The following is a 16,041-nucleotide window of genomic DNA, read 5'->3' as shown; positions in this document are numbered from 1 at the left end:
AAGTGGCCTTGATATAAATGGCCAGAACTCGAATACTGGACCGCATGATGATGCATGCGGTCGGTGCGCGGTCGGTCTCGCGGGATCTCGGTGGGTGGCGCGACGACGCCGGACGCCGGCCCGCGTACCGCGCCCTCGCCGACGGGATCCGGTTGCTCGTGCACGACGGCCGCATCCCGCTCGGTGCCGCGCTGCCGGGCGAGCGGGAACTCGCCGGCGAGCTGCAGGTGAGCCGGACGACCGTCACCACCGCCTACTCGGTACTGCGTGAGGAGGGTTTCCTGTCCAGCCGACAGGGCTCGCGGAGCACCGTGACGATGCCGGCGGCTCCGCCCCGCGCGCCGGCCGTCGGGAGTGCCCGTCGGCCCGAGGCCGGCGACGTCGTGGATCTGAGCTACGCGGCCATGGTCGCCCCCGTTCTCGAGGTGCAGGAGGCGTACAGCGCTGCGCTGCAAGCACTTCCCCCCTTCCTCGACACGCACGGGATGGAGCCGCACGGGATCGCGGTGCTACGCGAGGCCATCGCGGCCCGCTACTGCGCGCGGGGTCTCGAGACGACGCCGGCGCAGATCATGGTCACCTCGGGTGCGCAGCACGCGTTCCGGCTGCTCCTCGGGGTGCTCACGGCGCCGGGGGAGCGGGTCCTCGTCGACCATCCGACGTATCCCAACGCGTTGGCGGCGGTCCGGCGGGTGGGTGGGCGTCCGGTTCCCGTGCCGGTGCGTCCGGAGGGCGGTGCGTCGCGGGCGTGGGATCTGGGCGGCATCCGCAGTGCCGCGCGCCAGACCGCGGCCGGGATGGCTTATCTGATCCCGGATTTCCACAACCCGACCGGGCTGTGCCTCGACGACGCCGGCCGCGCCGAGCTGGCCCGGATCGCGCGCGAGACCCGGATGACGCTGGTGGTCGACGAGACGATGGTCGACGTCTGGCTCGACGCGCCGCCGCCGGCGCCGGTCGCGGCGCACGGGCGGGGTCTGTCGGAGGTGGTGACGATCGGGTCGGTGTCCAAGTCCCACTGGGGTGGCCTGCGGGTGGGATGGATTCGCGCCGAACCGGAACTGATCGGCCGGCTGGTCGGATCCCGGTCCGCGTCGGACCTCGGTACGCCGGTCATGGACCAGCTCGCCGCGGTGCACCTGCTCGACGCGGGCGACGGCCCGGTCGAGGCGCGGCGCGAGATCCTGCGTGCCCAGCGGGCCGTCCTGCTCGACGAGCTGGCCGCCCGGCTGCCCGACTGGGTGCCCACGGTCGGGACCGGCGGTATGTCGCTCTGGCTACGGATGCCCGCACCGGTGTCGACCGCGCTCGCGGCGACCGCCCCCAGTCACGGGGTCGTGCTGGCGGCGGGCCCGCGCTTCGGCGTGGAGGGCGCGTTCGAGCGCTACATCCGGCTGCCCTACGCGCGGCCGGCCGACGAGCTCCGGCGCGCGGTGGCGGGCGTGGCCGCGGCGTACGACGCGCTCGGGGTCACGGTCGACCCGGCCGAGCCGGCGCTGGTCGTCTAGGCCGCTGGGCGGCCGGTGCGCCTTTTCGGTAGTGACAGCTACCGAAAAGGCGCCCGGGCGCGGAGCGCCTTTCGCCAGGGCCGCGGAGCGCCTGTCGCCGGAGCCGTGAAGCGCCTATCGCCAGAGAGTATCGACGTCGGTGGCCGAGCGGGCCGGCGGCTGCGGGGTGGCCGACGGCGTACGCGAGAAGCGCGGCGCGGGGGCGTGCTGCGGCACGCCCTCGATCTCGATGACGGCGCCGCGCGCCGCGACGTGCGGATCCTGCGGGGCTTCCGCGAACGTGAGCACCGGGGTGGTGCAGGCGTCCGTGCCGTCGAAGACCTTGGTCCACTCGTCGCGGGTCCTGCTCAGGAAGCGGTCGGTGAGGATCTGCCGCAGCTCGGGCCAGCGGGCGGCGTCGTGCTGGCCGGGCAGCTGCGCCGGGTCCAGATCGAGGCCCTTCAGCAGTTCCGCGTAGAACTGCGGCTCGATGGCGCCGACCGCCATGTACTTGCCGTCGGACGTCTCGTACGTGTCGTAGTACGGCGCACCGCCGTCGAGCATGTTGACGCCGCGCTCGTCCGACCAGATGCCGCTGCGGCGGAAGTTCCAGATGATGTGCGACAGCGCCAGCGTGCCGTCGACCATCGCGGCGTCGATGACCTGACCCCGGCCCGACGTCTGCCGTTCCACCAGCGCGGCCAGGATGCCGAGCAGCAGGAACATCGAGCCGCCGCCGAAGTCGCCCACCATGTTCAGCGGCGGCACCGGGCGCTCGCCCTTGCGGCCGATCGCGTGCAGCACACCCGTGAGGGAGATGTAGTTGATGTCGTGGCCCGCCGAGTGCGCGAGCGGGCCGTCCTGGCCCCAGCCGGTCATGCGGCCGTAGACCAGCCGCGGGCAGCGGTCGAGGGCGACGTCGGGTCCGAGCCCCATCCGCTCCATGACGCCGGGGCGGAAGCCCTCGATGAGGACGTCGGCGCGGCCGAGCAGTTCGAGGACCTTCTCGACGTCGGCGGGGTTCTTCAGGTCCGCCTCGACGACGCGACGGTTGCGCGCGGTCTGGTCGCCCACCTGCCCCTCGGCCGGGAGCTGGCCGGCACGCTGGATCCGCACCACGTCGGCCCCCAGATCGGCGAGCAGCGTCGCCGCGTGCGGGCCCGGTCCGATGCCGGCGAACTCGACGACGCGGATGCCCGCGAGCGGGCCCGTCCGGTCGGCTCCTGCGGTAGTCACGTGATTCCTCCTGGTGATGGTCGACCCTGCCGTTCCTGTGACGGTAACCCGTGGGAACCCCTGCCTGTGGTCCGGGTCACGACGGCATGTCCGGTCGGTACTTGTGGGCGGTGTCCGTGGTGGCGCACAGTTGAGGACATGGCCTTCCCCGGAGCACTCGTCGCGTTCGTGGCCAGCACGGACCTGGACGTGTCGTCGATGTTCTATGTCGACACCCTGGGGCTGACCGTCCTCGAGCGGACCCCGTTCGCGCTGGTCGTCGACGGCGGCGGCACCGAACTGCGGATCACGCTGGTGCAGTCGCGGGTCGAGACGGGGTACACGGTGCTCGGGTGGCGCACACCGGATCTGTCGGCCGCCGTGGACGATCTCCGCAGCCGGGGCGTCGAGTTCCTGCGCTACCAGGGGATGGACCAGGACGAGCACGCCGGCTGGACCGCGCCCGACGGCACCCGCGTCGCGTGGTTCCACGATCCGCACGGCAACGTGCTCTCGATCCACCAGCCGTCGAGCTGATCCGGTGGCATTCGTCGAGGCCGCCGGTGCGCGGCTGCACTACGAGGAGCGCGGCGACGGGGAGCCGCTGGTGTTGCTGCACGGCAACGGCGAGGACCTCGGGTACTTCGCGGCCCAGACGGCGGACTTCGCCGCGCGGTACCGGGTGATCGCCCTCGACACCCGTGCGCACGGCCGGTCCACCCGCGGCGACGGACCCCTCGACTTCGCCCGACTGGCCGACGACGTGTGCGCGGTGCTCGACGCCGTCGGTGCCCCGAGCGCGCACGTCCTCGGCTACAGCGACGGCGGGAACACCGCACTGACCCTGGCGCTGCGGCGGCCGGAACGGGTGCGTTCGCTGATCGTCAACGGCGCCAACCTGGATCCGCGCGGACTGGGCCGGCGGTTCCGGGTGCCGGTCACCGCGGCCTGGCTGCTGGCGGCCCCGGCCGCCCGGCTGTCGCAGCGGCTGGCCCGCCGCCGGGAACTGCTCGAGCTGATGGTCCGGCACCCGCACATCCCGGCCGCGGACCTGTCCGCGATCGCCGTCCCGACGCTGGTGATCGTCGGCGAGCGCGACCCGATCCCGCGCCGGCACACCGAACTGATCGCCCGCTCGATTCCCGGCGCCGAGCTCGTGATCGTGCCGGACGCCGGACATCCGTGTGCCGCGGAGCGGCCGGACGTCTTCGACGCGGTCGTGCTGGACTTCCTGGCGCGTGCCGAGGCCCGCAGCTAGACCAGCTGCCCGGCCACGAACCCGGCGAGCAGCACCGCGAACGCCCCGATCTCACCGACCGTCAGTGCGATCATCGACACACGCAGGGCCGCGTCGGGGCGCGCGAACTGGTTGGTGGTGTCCCGCCGGGCCCCGTGCACGATGTAGCTGCCGATGGCCGCGACGAAGAAGAACACGAGGATTCCGGCGCACGTCGCATTCACCGCGCCGGCCCAGTCGCTCAGTTCGACGAACACCGAAACGAGCAGCGTCGCAAAGGCGTACATCAGCGCCGACCGGTGGGCGATGTCGACGTAGGGGTGGGCGAGGTGGTCCGGCGACGTGCGCATGCCGTGGTACTTCCACGCCCCGAGGACCAGTGCGAGCAGGAAGATCAGCCCGGCGGCGAGCAGCGTCAGGCGAGTGTCGAGACCCAGCGTCATCGCGACAGTATGCCCAGTGCCGACCGCCTATAGTCCGAGCCATGCCCCTCGAGATTCCCGCTGACGTCCCCGCCCGCATCGGTACCCCGCTGAGCCCGAGCGCCACCCGTGTGATGCTGCTCGGCTCGGGCGAGCTGGGCAAGGAAGTGATCATCGCGCTGCAGCGGCTGGGTGTCGAGGTGATCGCCGTCGACCGTTACGCCGACGCGCCCGGACACCAGGTGGCGCACCGCGCCCACACCATCGACATGGGCGACCGCGAACAGCTGCTGCGGCTGGTCGAGGACGAGCGCCCGCACTTCGTGGTGCCCGAGATCGAGGCCATCGCGACCGAGGCGCTCGCCGAGGTCGAGGAGCGGGGTCTGGCCGTCGTCATCCCCACCGCGCGCGCCACGCAGCTGACGATGAACCGGGAGGGGATCCGGCGGCTCGCGGCCGAGGACCTGGGCCTGCCGACGTCGCCGTACGCGTTCGCCGACTCCCTGGGCGAGGTCCGTGCGGCCGCCGAGCGGATCGGGTTCCCGTGCGTGATCAAGCCGGTGATGTCGTCGTCCGGCAAGGGTCAGTCCGTGGCCCGCAGCGCCGACGACCTCGAAACCTCATGGGACTACGCGCTTTCCGGTGGCCGCGTGAACAAAGGGCGCGTGATCGTGGAGGGCTTCGTCGACTTCGACTACGAGATCACCCAGCTCACCGTGCGCGCGGTGGACGGCACGCACTTCTGCGAACCGATCGGGCACCTGCAGGACGCCGGCGACTACATCGAGTCGTGGCAGCCGCAGGCGATGACCCCGGCCGCGCTCGCCGCCGCGCGCGAGGTCGCGGAGAAGGTCACCACCGCGCTCGGCGGCCGCGGCATCTTCGGCGTCGAACTGTTCGTCAAGGGCGACGACGTGTACTTCTCCGAGGTGAGCCCCCGCCCGCACGACACCGGGCTGGTGACGCTGCGCTCGCAGCGGCTCTCGGAGTTCGAACTGCACGCCCGCGCGATCCTCGGCCTGCCGGTCGACACCACGCTCGCCGCACCCGGCGCGTCGGCGGTGATCTACGGCGGCACCGAGGCCGTCGGCGTCGCGTTCGAGGGTGTCGCCGACGCGCTGGCGGTGCCGGAGACCGATCTGCGGCTGTTCGGCAAGCCGGAGGCGTTCGCCCGGCGCCGGATGGGCGTCGCGGTGTCGACCGGCCCCGACGTCGAGACCGCCCGCGAGCGTGCCCGCGAGGCCGCCGCGCGGGTGCGCGTCGTCGTACCGGAGTGACGTGAGCACCGGAGTCGAGGTTCTCCTCGGCCTGGTGATGCTGGTCGGGCTGGTCGGCATCGTCGTGCCGGTTCTGCCGGGCACGCTGCTGATCCTGGCCGCGCTACTGGTGTGGGCGATCCTGGATGCCAGCCCCGCCGGGTGGGTGGTGTTCGCGGTCGCGACGCTGCTGCTGGTCGCGGCCGGCGTGGTCAAGTACGCGTGGCCGGGGCGGCGGATGCGCGACGCCGGGGTTCCGGGCCGCTCGGTGGTGTTCGGCGGACTGCTGGGGATCGTCGGATTCTTTGTGGTCCCGGTCGTCGGACTGCTGCTCGGTTTCCTGCTCGGGACCTACCTCGCCGAGGCGGCCCGCCGGCGCACCCACCGGGACGCGTGGGCCTCGACCGTGCACGCCACCAAGGCCGTCGGTCTGTCGATCCTCGTCGAACTGTTCGGGGCGCTGCTCGCGGTGGCGCTGTGGCTGGGCGCGGCGGTGGCGCTCTGACGGCTCAGGCCGGGCAGCGGTACCACTCGCGGGCGTTGCCGCCGAGTACCGCGTCCAGGTCGTCGCCGACGGCGTCGGCGATGATGTCCACGTCGGCGGCCTCGAAGGCGCGTCGGGCCCGGCTGCCGGGCAGGTCGGTGCCGAACATCAGCGCCTTCGGGTTGACCGCGTGGATCTGCCGGATGACGCTGCCGACGTCGTCGATGGAGGTGCGCCCGAACCCGGTCGCCTTCACCTTGGCGCCGCGGTCGACGAGGTTGAGCAGGTAGCGCAGCCCGCGCGTCGACATCCCCAGGTGGTCGATGCTGACGGCCGGCAGCTTCGCGAACACCGGCTCGAGCGAGAGCAGCAGCGTCGCGTCCACGTAGAACTCGGCGTGCCAGCCCACCAGGTCGTACGCGCGCAGCGCCTGCGTCGTGAGGATCTGTACGTCGGTGGCGCTGCGCCGCAGATTGAACCGGATCCCGCGCACCCCGGCCCGGTCCAGTTCGACGATGTCGTCGTCGGTCGCGTCGGGGTCCAGGTGGGTGACGCCCACCCAGCCCTCGCCGAGCTCGCGCAGCGCCGCGAGCAGTTGCGGGCGGCCCAGGGTGCCCTGGTACGACGCGGTCACCACCGCCCCGCCGTCCACCCCGAACCCCGCCATCCGGGCGCGGTAGTCGTCGATCGTGAACGGATCGGGCAGGTAGCCGTTGTTCTCCACCAGCGGGAACCGCGGGTCGATGATGTGCACGTGCGCGTCAAACACCTGTTCATCATGCCCCGCGAAGAGCTGAAGGGTCCCTTCGTACGCTGACAGCGCACGAAGGGACCCTTCAGCTGGGGCCCGGAAAGTCAGGCCTTGTGCGGCTCGCTGGCGCGGAGCATGTCCTCGCGCTCGACGACCTTGACGCGCTCGCGGCCCTCGGGCTCGCCGAGGGAACGCTCGTGGGCGTCGAGGCGGTACCAGCCCTGCCACGTGGTGTAGGGGACGCCCTTGCCCTCGAGGAACTCGATGATCGCGTCCTCGCCCGGCTCCGTGGCCCCCGCGAAGTTCGGGGCGTCCTCGAGCAGGCACGCGATGGTCTCGTTGGCGTCGCCCTTGGTGTGGCCGATGAGGCCGACGGGGCCGCGCTTGATCCAGCCGGTGACGTACGTGGCGTCGATGTGCTTGCCGTCCTCGCCGATGACCCGTCCGGCCTCGTTGGGAACGGTGCCGGCCTGGTCGTCGAACGGGATCGACGGGATGTTCTGCGACAGGTAGCCGACCGCGCGGTAGACGGCCTGCACGTCCCAGTCGTTGAACTTGCCGGTGCCGCGGACGTTGCCGGTGCCGTCGAGCTCGGTGCGCTCGGTGCGCAACCCCACGACCTTGCCGTCCTTGCCGAGCACCTCGTGCGGTGACTCGAAGAAGTGCAGGAACAGCTTGTGCGGGCGGTCGCCCTGGTCGCGGATGGCCCAGTCCTGGATCGTGTTGGCGACCATGTCGACCTGCTTGGAGGCGCGGCGCGCGGCCTCGGAGCCCTCGTCGTAGTCGATGTCCTCGGGGTCGACGATGACCTCGATGGTCGGGGAGTGGTCGAGCTCGCGCAGCTCGAGCGGCGTGAACTTGGCCTGCGCGGGACCGCGGCGACCGAACACGTGGACCTCGACGGCCTTGTTGTTCTTCAGGCCCTCGTACACGTTTGCGGGGATCTCGGTGGGCAGCAGCTCGTCGCCGGTCTTGGCGAGCACGCGCGCGATGTCGAGCGCGACGTTGCCGACGCCCAGGACGGCGACCTTCTCGGCGTCGAGCGGCCACGTGCGCGGCACGTCGGGGTGCCCGTCGTACCAGGACACGAAGTCCGCGGCGCCGTACGAGCCGTCCAGGTCGATGCCCGGGATGTTCAGCGCGCGGTCGGCGTTGGCGCCGGTCGAGAAGATGACGGCGTCGTAGAAGCGCCGCAGGTCCTCGAGAGTGATGTCGGCGCCGTAGTCGATGTTGCCGAGCAGACGCACCGAGTCCTTGTCCAGGACCTTGTGCAGCGCGGTGATGATGCCCTTGATCCGCGGGTGGTCGGGGGCGACGCCGTATCGGATGAGGCCGAACGGTGCCGGCATCCGCTCGAACAGGTCGATGCTCACCTCGGTGTCGGACTTCATGAGCGCATCGGCGGCGTAGATACCGGCGGGGCCGGCGCCGACGATGGCCACGCGCAGTGGACGAGTCTGGTCAGTCATCTGAGGCGAACTACCTTTTCGATTGGACGGACGTGCATTGCAAGGACGACAGCGTGCGGGTTCCAGCTTAAACTGAGCCCTACCTAACTCGCCGTCGCACGGTGGAGGCGGCGGGTCCTGCGGACTCGGCGTCTCCTGCCTTCATGCTAGAACCCGCGGGAGGCGGACACTCCATGCTCCGTGGGTGAGGTGACGCGGGGTACCACGCTCGAGTTTGGGTGGTCACAAGTGCCGTTTGTGGCCGGGTTCGTTCGGGACCCCGGTGGTGACGGCCGGGGCGGGCACGGGAAAATCCCAGGTATGACCGACCAGCACGAGCCGCCCGAGGATCCCTCGCGGACCACGGCGAAGCCCTTCATCCTCGCCGTGTCAATAGTCGCGATCGTGATGATCGGAATTGTCGTCTCGTCGTGGCTCTCCCCGGCGGACGAGAACCGTTCTGAGGCCGACCAGCTCAACGCCTCGGCGTCCGATTTCGTCCGCGCGAGCAACAACGACGACGCCGGAGCGGTGGACCGGATGGTGTGCGACGGCTTCGCCGAGGACCGCTCGCCGCTGGCCGGACGCGAGGGCGAAGTGACCGTCGTGTCGCTCACGAACGAGCAGGTCAAGGGTGACGAGGCCACCGCCGACGTGCGGATCGACGCGAAGGACGGCAAGGGTGAGGCGACGGCGACGTGGCGCTTCGTGCGGGGCGACGACCGCTGGCTCGTCTGCGACTGACGCGGGGACACGCGCCCGGACGCGCCCGGGCGCGAGGTTCTCGGATTCTCCGGCATCCGCGTGGTACGCCCCGTTCGGTGCTGTGAAAAGCTGGTGCGGTGAGCTACGCAGGTGACATAACGCCGCAGCAAGCCTGGGAGCTGCTGCGCGAGCATCCGGAAGCCGTGCTCGTGGATGTGCGGACCGACGCGGAATGGCGATACGTCGGGGTGCCCGACACGTCGTCCATCGACCGCCGGACCGTGCTCATCGAATGGGTGAGCTACCCCACGGGTGCGCGCAACGAGTCCTTCGTCGACCAGCTCGTCGAGGCCGGCATCGTCGGCGGTGCCGAGGATGACGAGGCGTCGCGGCCGGTGATCTTCCTGTGTCGTTCCGGCGTGCGCTCGATCGCTGCGGCCGACGCCGCGACCGCCGCCGGCATCGGCCCCGCCTACAACGTGCTCGACGGATTCGAGGGCGGACTGGGCGCCGACGGTCGCCGCGGCACCTCCGGCTGGCGGGCCGCGGGCCTGCCCTGGACGCAGTCGTGAGCGCCATCCCGCAGGGCGGGTCCTTCCGTAAGCAGCTTCCCGACTCGGTTCGTCCGGCGACGCTGGGCGTCCGCGGCGGCACGCTACGCTCCGGTTTCGAGGAGACGTCGGAGGCGATCTACCTCAACTCCGGATTCGTGTACGAGTCCGCCGAGGCCGCCGAACAGGCGTTCACCGGCGAGGTCGACCACTTCGTCTACTCCCGCTACGGCAACCCCACCGTGAAGATGTTCGAGGAGCGGCTGCGCCTGCTCGACGGCGCCGAGGGCTGCTACGCCACCGCGTCGGGCATGTCCGCGGTGTTCACCGCGCTCGCTGCGCTGCTCGGCCAGGGCGACCGGCTGGTCGCGGCCCGCAGCCTGTTCGGCTCGTGCTTCGTGGTGTGCAACGAGATCCTGCCGCGCTGGGGCGTCGAGACCGTGTTCGTCGACGGCGAGGACCTCGACCAGTGGGAGCAGGCGCTGTCGGTGCCGACCACGGCCGTGTTCTTCGAGACCCCGTCCAACCCCATGCAGACCCTCGTCGACGTCCGCAGGGTGTCGGAGATGGCGCACGCCGCCGGCGCCAAGGTGGTGCTCGACAACGTCTTCGCCACCCCGCTGCTGCAGCGCAGCCTGGACCTGGGCGCCGACGTCATCGTGTACTCGGGCACCAAGCACATCGACGGGCAGGGCCGCGTCCTCGGCGGTGCGATCCTGGGCCCGCAGGACTACATCGACGGCCCGGTGCAGCAGCTGATCCGGCACACCGGCCCGGCGCTGAGCCCGTTCAACGCGCACACCCTCCTCAAGGGCCTCGAGACGATGCCGCTGCGTGTGGGCCACTCGGTGGACAGCGCGCTGCGGATCGCGCAGTTCCTCGAGTCCGAGGCGTCGGTGCGCTGGGTCAAGTACCCGTTCCTCGAGTCGCATCCGCAGTACGAGCTGGCGACGTCGCAGATGAGCGGCGGCGGCACGGTCGTCACGTTCGAACTGGGAACTCCGCCGGGAGGCGGAGAGGACGCTGCCAAGAAGCGCGCGTTCGAACTGCTGAACAAGCTTCGCATCGTGGACATCTCGAACAATCTCGGTGACTCCAAGTCGCTCATCACCCATCCGGCCACCACCACGCACCGCGCGATGGGACCGGAGGGGCGCGCGGCGATCGGGCTGTCCGACGGCGTCGTGCGACTGTCGGTGGGACTCGAGGATCCCGAGGACCTGCTCGAGGATCTGGCGCAGGCGCTGCGCTGACGATTGTGTGGCCGAATGTCACATGCGTTCAGTCGAACTGAACGTATGTGACATTCGGCCGGGCGCGCACGGGAGGGGACGGGTCATCGAGGTAGTCCTGCTGGGCACCGGCAGTGCCGACGGCTGGCCCAATCCTTTCTGCACATGCGCGTCGTGCCGCACCGCCGCCGCGCGCGGCGAGGTCCGCGGGCAGACGGCGGCGTTGGTGGACGACGTGCTGCTGCTCGACTGCGGCCCCGAGGTCCCGCGCGCCGCGGTCCGTGCCGGGCGCCCGCTCGACCGGGTCCGGTACATCCTGTTCACCCATGCGCACCCCGATCACGTCGGTCCGGCCGCGCTGCTGTACCGGTCCTGGGTGCAGGGCGACCGGCCGCTCGACGTGCTGGGCCCGCCCGAGGCCCTCGACCAGTGCCGTGACTGGGTGGCGCCCGACGCCCCGGTGCGGTTCGTCCCGGTCGCCCCGGGTGACCGAATCGCGTTGGACGACTACACCGTCCGGGTGCTGGAGGCCGCGCACACCGCGGTCCGCGACGGCGACAGCGTGCTGTACGACGTCGCCGCGGCCGACGGCGGCCGTCTGCTGTGGGCCACCGACACCGGTCCGCTGCCGCCGCGCACCCTCGCCGACGTCCGCGGCGCACGGTACGACGCGGTGTTCCTCGAGGAGACGTTCGGCGCCCGCACCGATCTCGGTGCCGGACACCACGACCTGACGACGTTCCCGCGGACCCTGGCGGCGCTGCGCGAGGCCGACGCCGTCGTCGCCGGCACCGACGTGGTCGCCGTGCACCTGAGTCACTACAACCCGCCGACGTCCGAACTGTCGGAGCACCTGGCGCCGTGGGGTGCCCGCGTCGTCGACGACGGCACGGTGGTGCGGGCCGCGGCACCGCCGTCGCGGTCGCTCCCGGCGTCGGCGCCCGTCGGGGTCGCGCCCGCCCGCCGCGCGGAATAGCCTGGCATCGGGGGCCGCTGCGGGGGGACACCCGATTCGAGGTGTTCATGACATCTGTACAGGGTCAGTGTGATTCGGCGTTCGCCGGCGTGCGCGAGGTGTTCGAGGACAGCTTCGCCGACGGACAGAACCTGGGTGCGGCCGTCGCGGTGTTCGCGGACGGGCGGCCGGTGGTGGATCTGTGGGGCGGTGTCGCCGATCGGCGCACCGGCCGGGCGTGGGCGTGGGACACCCCGTGCGTGGTGTTCTCGTGCACCAAGGCGGTGACGTCGGCCGCCGCGCTGCTGCTCGCCGAGCGTGGGTACGTGACCCTCGACGCCCCCGTCGCCGAATGGTGGCCCGAGTTCGCGCGGCGCGACAAGGGCGGCGTCACCGTCGAGCACATCCTCACCCACCGGGCCGGTCTGCCGGCGTTCGACGGACCGGTCTCGGTGGCGGAGGCCGGCGATCCCGTCGCGATGGCCGAGCGACTGGCGGCGCAGGCGCCCGAATGGGAGCCGGGTACGGCGCACGGCTACCACGCGCTCACGTTCGGCTGGCTGATCGGGGAACTGGTGCGCCGGCACACCGGGATGACCGTGGGGCAGTTCGCGCGCGCCGAGTTCGGCAGCGATCTGTGGATCGGTGCGCCGGTCGGCACGATCGCGCGGGCGGCGCGGGTGAGCGCCCCGCGGCGCGGCGAGCCGTCGTCCCCGCTCACCGACGTCGCGACCCGCACGCGGATCGGGGACGCGTACTCCGCGCCCGGCTCGTTGCTGTTCCGGGCGACGTCCAATCCTCCTGCCTCCTACAACGATCCCGCACTGCTCGGGGGTGGGTGGCCGGCGGCGGGCATGGTGACGACGGCCCGCGGGCTGGCCCGCTTCTACCGCGACCTGGTCTTCGGGGTGACGTTGACGCCCGAGACGCTGCACTACGCGCTGCGCGAGCAGGTCCGGGGGCGGGACCGGGTGCTGCTCACCGACACCGCGTACGCGCTCGGGTTCATGCTGCCCGCACAGAGTTTCGAGCTGCCCGATCCGGCCCAGGCCGCCGCGTTCGGACATCCGGGGGCGGGCGGCGCGGTCGGGTTCGGCGATCCCGGGCACGGGATCACGTTCGCGTTCGTCCCCAACCTCAAGCGGGACTGGTTCGACGGTGACCGTCGCGCGCACCGGTTGATCGAGGCCGTGTACGCGGCCGTGGCGTGAACCGGGCCGGATCAGAAGGGATTGGCGGTCCGCCCCACCAGGTCGGCCACCGACTCGAGCACCAGCGTCGGCCGGTACGGGAAGGTCTCGACGCTCTCCCGAGTGGAGATGCCGCTGAGGACGAGGATCGTCTGCAGGCCGGCCTCGAGGCCCGACACGACGTCGGTGTCCATCCGGTCGCCGATCATCAGCGTGTGCTCGGAGTGCGCCCCGATCGCGCGCAGCGCGGACCGCATCATCAACGGGTTCGGTTTGCCCACGTAGTACGGCTCGCGGCCGGTGGCCCGGGAGATGAGCGCGGCGACCGACCCGGTCGCGGGCAGCGAGCCCTCGCGGGAGGGGCCCGTGGCGTCGGGGTTGGTCGCGATGAACCGGGCACCGCGCTCGACCAGCCGGATCGCCGTGGTGATCGCCTCGAACGAATACGTGCGCGTCTCACCGAGCACGACGTAGTCGGGGTCGTTGTCGGTGAGCACGTAGCCGATCTCGTGCAGCGCGGTGGTGAGACCGGATTCGCCCACCACGTAGGCACTTCCGTGCGGCCGCTGGTTGCTCAGGAAGGTCGCCGTCGCCAGCGCCGACGTCCAGATCGAGCTCTCGGGGATGTCGAGCCCGCTGCGCAGCAGCCGCGCCCGCAGGTCCCGCGGTGTCCGGATCGAGTTGTTCGTCAGCACGATGAACGGGGTGCCGGCCTCCTGCAGCTCGGTGAGGAACGCGTCGGCGCCCGGGATGATGTGTTGCTCGTGGACCAGGACGCCGTCCATGTCCATGAGGTAGGTCCAGCCGGTCTCCGGTCGCGTCGTCGTCACCGGTCCAGTATCGCCTCATGCGCCGATCGACGGCCCGATCACCGCCCAGGAGTCCCGCATCTCGGCCTCGAACAGGCCCCACGTGTGGCTGCCGACGTCGCGGTAGACGACGGTCGCGGGGATCCCCAGCGAACGCAGACGGGCGTCCATCACCGCGGTGCACCGCGCCGTGATCGACTCCAGCGCCCCGCCCACGAGGCCCTGCGGGATGGCGAGCAACGGATCCAGACGGTCGACGGCCCCCGGCACCCCGGAAGCGGCGGACAGGAACAACGCCTTGCCGCGCAATCGTTCCGCCTGCACCACCGGGTCGTGCTCGATCCATGCCGGGCCGCCGCCGGCGCCCCACATGTTGTTGACGTTGCCGCCACCGCGCAGCTCCACCATCGATCGGACCATCGCCTGCCCGTTGACGTCGCTCGTGCCCGCGCACCCGCTGTACGAGCCGACCGCGCGGTAGACGTCGGGCGCCTGGACGGCCAGGTCGAGCACCGGACCGGCGGCCATCGACACGCCGCCGATCGCGTTGACCCCGGTGGTGCCGAACGCACGATCGATCACCGGCGGGAGTTCCCGGGTGAGGAACGTCTGCCACTTGTTGCGGCCCAGCACCGGGTCGTCGGCCATCCAGTCGGTGTACATCGAGTACTTGCCGCCCACGGGCAGCACGACGTTGACGTGCTTGTCGGCGAAGAACTGCGTGGCCTCGGTGTTGTTGAACCACGAGATCCCGTCCTCACCGCCGCCGATGCCGGTGAGCAGGTAGAACGTGGGCGCCGGCCCGCCCCCGACGGGGTGGATGACGTCGCTGGGCACGACCCGGTCCATGGACGGCGAGTACACCAGCACCCGGGTCACCCGATCGCTCACCTGAACCGTGCCGGCCACGTACGCGGCGCCGGAGGGGGCGGCCTGCGCGCCGAGCGCTCCGCCCAGCATCGTCATCACGAGCAGGCCGACCAGCCCGAGCACGTGGAGGATCCGGCGTCCGGACGTTGCTCTCGAGCTTCTCATCGCGCACCTTCCGCCGATTCCACGTCAATTGCCCTCGGGCTGAACGGAGTTCGGCTCAGCATATCCGCGGGGCGGCGCCGGGGGAGCGGTTCGTCGGCCGGTGGCCGCAGCGGGGGCCGAATTCGTCCGGTGCGTCCCGGAGGGCGCGTACGCCGGGCGGGAGCGTAACCGGTCCGGCCGCGTTCCCCGGCCGGCGACCCGCGCGGGGCATACTCGGAACCGGACGCATTGGCAGACGATCGGAGAACCGGTGGTACAGGGATTGAAGTTGGGTTTGAAGGCCTCGGCGGAGCAGTTCGGACCGCGCGACCTCGTCGAGCTGGGCGTGATGGCCGAGGAACACGGTCTCGACAGCGTCACCGTCAGCGACCACTTCCAGCCCTGGCGGCACAAGGGCGGTCACGCGCCGTTCTCGATCGCCTGGATGACCGCGGTCGGCGAGCGCACGCAGCGGCTGCAGCTGGGCACCTCGGTGATGACGCCGACCTTCCGCTACAACCCGGCGGTCGTGGCGCAGGCCTTCGCCACCATGGGCTGCCTCTACCCCGGACGCGTGATGCTCGGTGTCGGCACCGGCGAGGCGCTCAACGAGATCGCCACCGGCTACAAGGGCGACTGGCCCGAGTTCAAGGAGCGGTTCGCGCGCCTGCGCGAGTCGGTGCAGCTGATGCGTGACCTGTGGACCGGCGACCGCGTCGACTTCGAGGGCGAGTACTACACCACCAAGGGCGCCTCCATCTACGACGTGCCCGAGGGCGGCATCCCGGTGTACGTCGCGGCCGGCGGCCCCGTCGTCGCGCGCTACGCGGGCCGCGCGGGGGACGGCTTCATCTGCACCTCCGGCAAGGGCATGGACCTGTACACCGAGAAGCTGATTCCCGCGGTGAAGGAGGGTGCCGAGAAGGCGGCTCGCAACTTCGCGGACATCGACCGCATGATCGAGATCAAGATCTCGTACGACACCGACCCCGACGCCGCGCTCGAGAACACCCGGTTCTGGGCCCCGCTGTCGCTCACCGCGGAGCAGAAGCACAGCATCGACGACCCGATCGAGATGGAGGCCGCCGCCGACGCGCTGCCCATCGAGCAGGTCGCCAAGCGGTGGATCGTCGCCTCCGACCCCGACGAGGCCGTCGCGATGATCAAGCCCTACCTCGACGCAGGCCTCAACCACCTCGTGTTCCACGCCCCCGGACACGACCAGAAGCGGTTCCTCGACCTCTTCGAGCGCGATCTCGCGCCGCGCCTGCGCGCACTGGCCTGA

General features: G+C 71.2%; 16 protein-coding genes and 1 pseudogene. 11 read left to right on the top strand and 6 right to left on the bottom strand.

Going from position 1 to position 16,041, the window contains the following annotated elements; translation table 11 throughout:
• The first annotated feature begins 44 nt into the window (after positions 1 to 44).
• Positions 45 to 1,508 carry a MocR-like transcription factor YczR gene (yczR, locus tag E7742_RS15405; RefSeq protein WP_137799731.1) on the top strand — a complete coding sequence of 488 codons (1,464 nt, stop codon included), beginning with the start codon at positions 45 to 47 and terminating at the stop codon, positions 1,506 to 1,508.
• Between the two features lie 114 nt (positions 1,509 to 1,622).
• Here yczR and E7742_RS15400 read toward each other — a convergent pair whose 3' ends face one another.
• Entirely contained in the window at positions 1,623 to 2,723 is a 1,101-nt protein-coding gene (locus E7742_RS15400) for a CaiB/BaiF CoA transferase family protein (RefSeq protein ID WP_137799730.1), read from the bottom strand.
• Between the two features lie 138 nt (positions 2,724 to 2,861).
• Between E7742_RS15400 and E7742_RS15395 the strand changes: the two genes are divergently transcribed.
• Together E7742_RS15395 and E7742_RS15390 are read left to right on the top strand one after the other, a co-directional pair.
• A complete protein-coding gene (locus E7742_RS15395; protein ID WP_137799729.1) occupies positions 2,862 to 3,239 on the top strand; it encodes a VOC family protein in 378 nt (125 codons plus the stop codon).
• 4 nt (positions 3,240 to 3,243) lie between these two features.
• Positions 3,244 to 3,960, top strand: coding sequence for an alpha/beta fold hydrolase (locus E7742_RS15390; protein ID WP_137799728.1), 717 nt, complete (start codon positions 3,244 to 3,246; stop codon positions 3,958 to 3,960).
• Here the strand turns inward: E7742_RS15390 and E7742_RS15385 are convergent.
• Positions 3,957 to 4,382, bottom strand: a complete 426-nt coding sequence (locus E7742_RS15385; protein ID WP_137799727.1) for a hypothetical protein — start codon at positions 4,380 to 4,382, stop codon at positions 3,957 to 3,959. The two genes, E7742_RS15390 and E7742_RS15385, sit on opposite strands and share 4 nt — an antisense overlap.
• Before the next feature lie 41 nt (positions 4,383 to 4,423).
• On the opposite strand from E7742_RS15385, the gene purT reads away from it, so the two are divergent.
• On the top strand, positions 4,424 to 5,638 hold the full coding sequence (gene purT, locus E7742_RS15380) for a formate-dependent phosphoribosylglycinamide formyltransferase (protein ID WP_137799726.1): 1,215 nt from the start codon (positions 4,424 to 4,426) through the stop codon (positions 5,636 to 5,638).
• 1 nt (position 5,639) lies between these two features.
• Positions 5,640 to 6,122: a DUF456 domain-containing protein gene (locus E7742_RS15375; RefSeq protein ID WP_137799725.1), complete on the top strand. Its 483-nt coding sequence runs from the start codon at positions 5,640 to 5,642 to the stop codon at positions 6,120 to 6,122.
• A 4-nt stretch (positions 6,123 to 6,126) separates the two neighbouring features.
• Here E7742_RS15375 and E7742_RS15370 read toward each other — a convergent pair whose 3' ends face one another.
• Both E7742_RS15370 and E7742_RS15365 read right to left on the bottom strand, forming a co-directional pair.
• Positions 6,127 to 6,870: an amidohydrolase family protein gene (locus tag E7742_RS15370; protein WP_137799724.1), complete on the bottom strand. Its 744-nt coding sequence runs from the start codon at positions 6,868 to 6,870 to the stop codon at positions 6,127 to 6,129.
• Positions 6,871 to 6,956: 86 nt separating this feature from the next.
• Positions 6,957 to 8,321, bottom strand: a complete 1,365-nt coding sequence (locus E7742_RS15365) for an FAD-dependent oxidoreductase (protein ID WP_137799723.1) — start codon at positions 8,319 to 8,321, stop codon at positions 6,957 to 6,959.
• Between the two features lie 300 nt (positions 8,322 to 8,621).
• Here E7742_RS15365 and E7742_RS15360 point away from each other — a divergent pair, with 300 nt between their 5' ends.
• The 5 genes and pseudogenes from E7742_RS15360 to E7742_RS15340 all read left to right on the top strand — a co-directional run bounded on the left by E7742_RS15360 (position 8,622) and on the right by E7742_RS15340 (position 12,954).
• Positions 8,622 to 9,044, top strand: coding sequence for an Rv0361 family membrane protein (locus tag E7742_RS15360; RefSeq protein WP_137799722.1), 423 nt, complete (start codon positions 8,622 to 8,624; stop codon positions 9,042 to 9,044).
• Between the two features lie 98 nt (positions 9,045 to 9,142).
• Positions 9,143 to 9,577, top strand: coding sequence for a rhodanese-like domain-containing protein (locus E7742_RS15355; protein ID WP_137799721.1), 435 nt, complete (start codon positions 9,143 to 9,145; stop codon positions 9,575 to 9,577).
• Positions 9,574 to 10,809, top strand: a complete 1,236-nt coding sequence (locus E7742_RS15350) for an O-succinylhomoserine sulfhydrylase (protein WP_137799720.1) — start codon at positions 9,574 to 9,576, stop codon at positions 10,807 to 10,809. Before E7742_RS15355 ends, E7742_RS15350 begins: the two co-directional genes overlap by 4 nt.
• Before the next feature lie 85 nt (positions 10,810 to 10,894).
• Positions 10,895 to 11,716, top strand: a pseudogene (locus E7742_RS15345) (MBL fold metallo-hydrolase); the annotation flags it as partial.
• A gap of 95 nt (positions 11,717 to 11,811) precedes the next feature.
• Complete coding sequence (locus E7742_RS15340; protein WP_254699025.1) at positions 11,812 to 12,954, top strand: serine hydrolase domain-containing protein; 1,143 nt, start codon at positions 11,812 to 11,814, stop codon at positions 12,952 to 12,954.
• An 11-nt stretch (positions 12,955 to 12,965) separates the two neighbouring features.
• On the opposite strand, the gene E7742_RS15335 is transcribed toward E7742_RS15340, so the two are convergent.
• Together E7742_RS15335 and E7742_RS15330 are read right to left on the bottom strand one after the other, a co-directional pair.
• Positions 12,966 to 13,724 (bottom strand): HAD-IIA family hydrolase, encoded by a 759-nt coding sequence (locus E7742_RS15335; protein WP_137801241.1) that lies wholly within the window; start codon positions 13,722 to 13,724, stop codon positions 12,966 to 12,968.
• A 54-nt stretch (positions 13,725 to 13,778) separates the two neighbouring features.
• Positions 13,779 to 14,777, bottom strand: coding sequence for an alpha/beta hydrolase (locus E7742_RS15330; RefSeq protein WP_137799717.1), 999 nt, complete (start codon positions 14,775 to 14,777; stop codon positions 13,779 to 13,781).
• 250 nt (positions 14,778 to 15,027) lie between these two features.
• On the opposite strand from E7742_RS15330, the gene fgd reads away from it, so the two are divergent.
• Entirely contained in the window at positions 15,028 to 16,041 is a 1,014-nt protein-coding gene (fgd, locus tag E7742_RS15325) for a glucose-6-phosphate dehydrogenase (coenzyme-F420) (protein ID WP_137799716.1), read from the top strand.

It is taken from the genome of Rhodococcus sp. SGAir0479, assembly GCF_005484805.1.
Lineage (GTDB): Bacteria > Actinomycetota > Actinomycetes > Mycobacteriales > Mycobacteriaceae > Prescottella.
The sequence above is the reverse complement of the archived record's forward strand: the minus strand, read 5'-3'. Positions and strand labels throughout refer to the sequence as shown.

What these genes read in the sequence shown, in the direction of transcription:
- purT (WP_137799726.1), top strand. Translation starts at nt 4,424, where the DNA reads ATGCCCCTCGAGATTCCCGCTGACGTCCCCGCCCGCATCGGTACCCCG.
- E7742_RS15360 (WP_137799722.1), top strand. Translation starts at nt 8,622, where the DNA reads ATGACCGACCAGCACGAGCCGCCCGAGGATCCCTCGCGGACCACGGCG.
- E7742_RS15330 (WP_137799717.1), bottom strand. Translation starts at nt 14,777, where the DNA reads ATGAGAAGCTCGAGAGCAACGTCCGGACGCCGGATCCTCCACGTGCTC.
- E7742_RS15395 (WP_137799729.1), top strand. Translation starts at nt 2,862, where the DNA reads ATGGCCTTCCCCGGAGCACTCGTCGCGTTCGTGGCCAGCACGGACCTG.
- E7742_RS15340 (WP_254699025.1), top strand. Translation starts at nt 11,812, where the DNA reads ATGACATCTGTACAGGGTCAGTGTGATTCGGCGTTCGCCGGCGTGCGC.
- E7742_RS15335 (WP_137801241.1), bottom strand. Translation starts at nt 13,724, where the DNA reads ATGGACATGGACGGCGTCCTGGTCCACGAGCAACACATCATCCCGGGC.
- E7742_RS15385 (WP_137799727.1), bottom strand. Translation starts at nt 4,382, where the DNA reads ATGACGCTGGGTCTCGACACTCGCCTGACGCTGCTCGCCGCCGGGCTG.
- E7742_RS15365 (WP_137799723.1), bottom strand. Translation starts at nt 8,321, where the DNA reads ATGACTGACCAGACTCGTCCACTGCGCGTGGCCATCGTCGGCGCCGGC.
- yczR (WP_137799731.1), top strand. Translation starts at nt 45, where the DNA reads ATGATGATGCATGCGGTCGGTGCGCGGTCGGTCTCGCGGGATCTCGGT.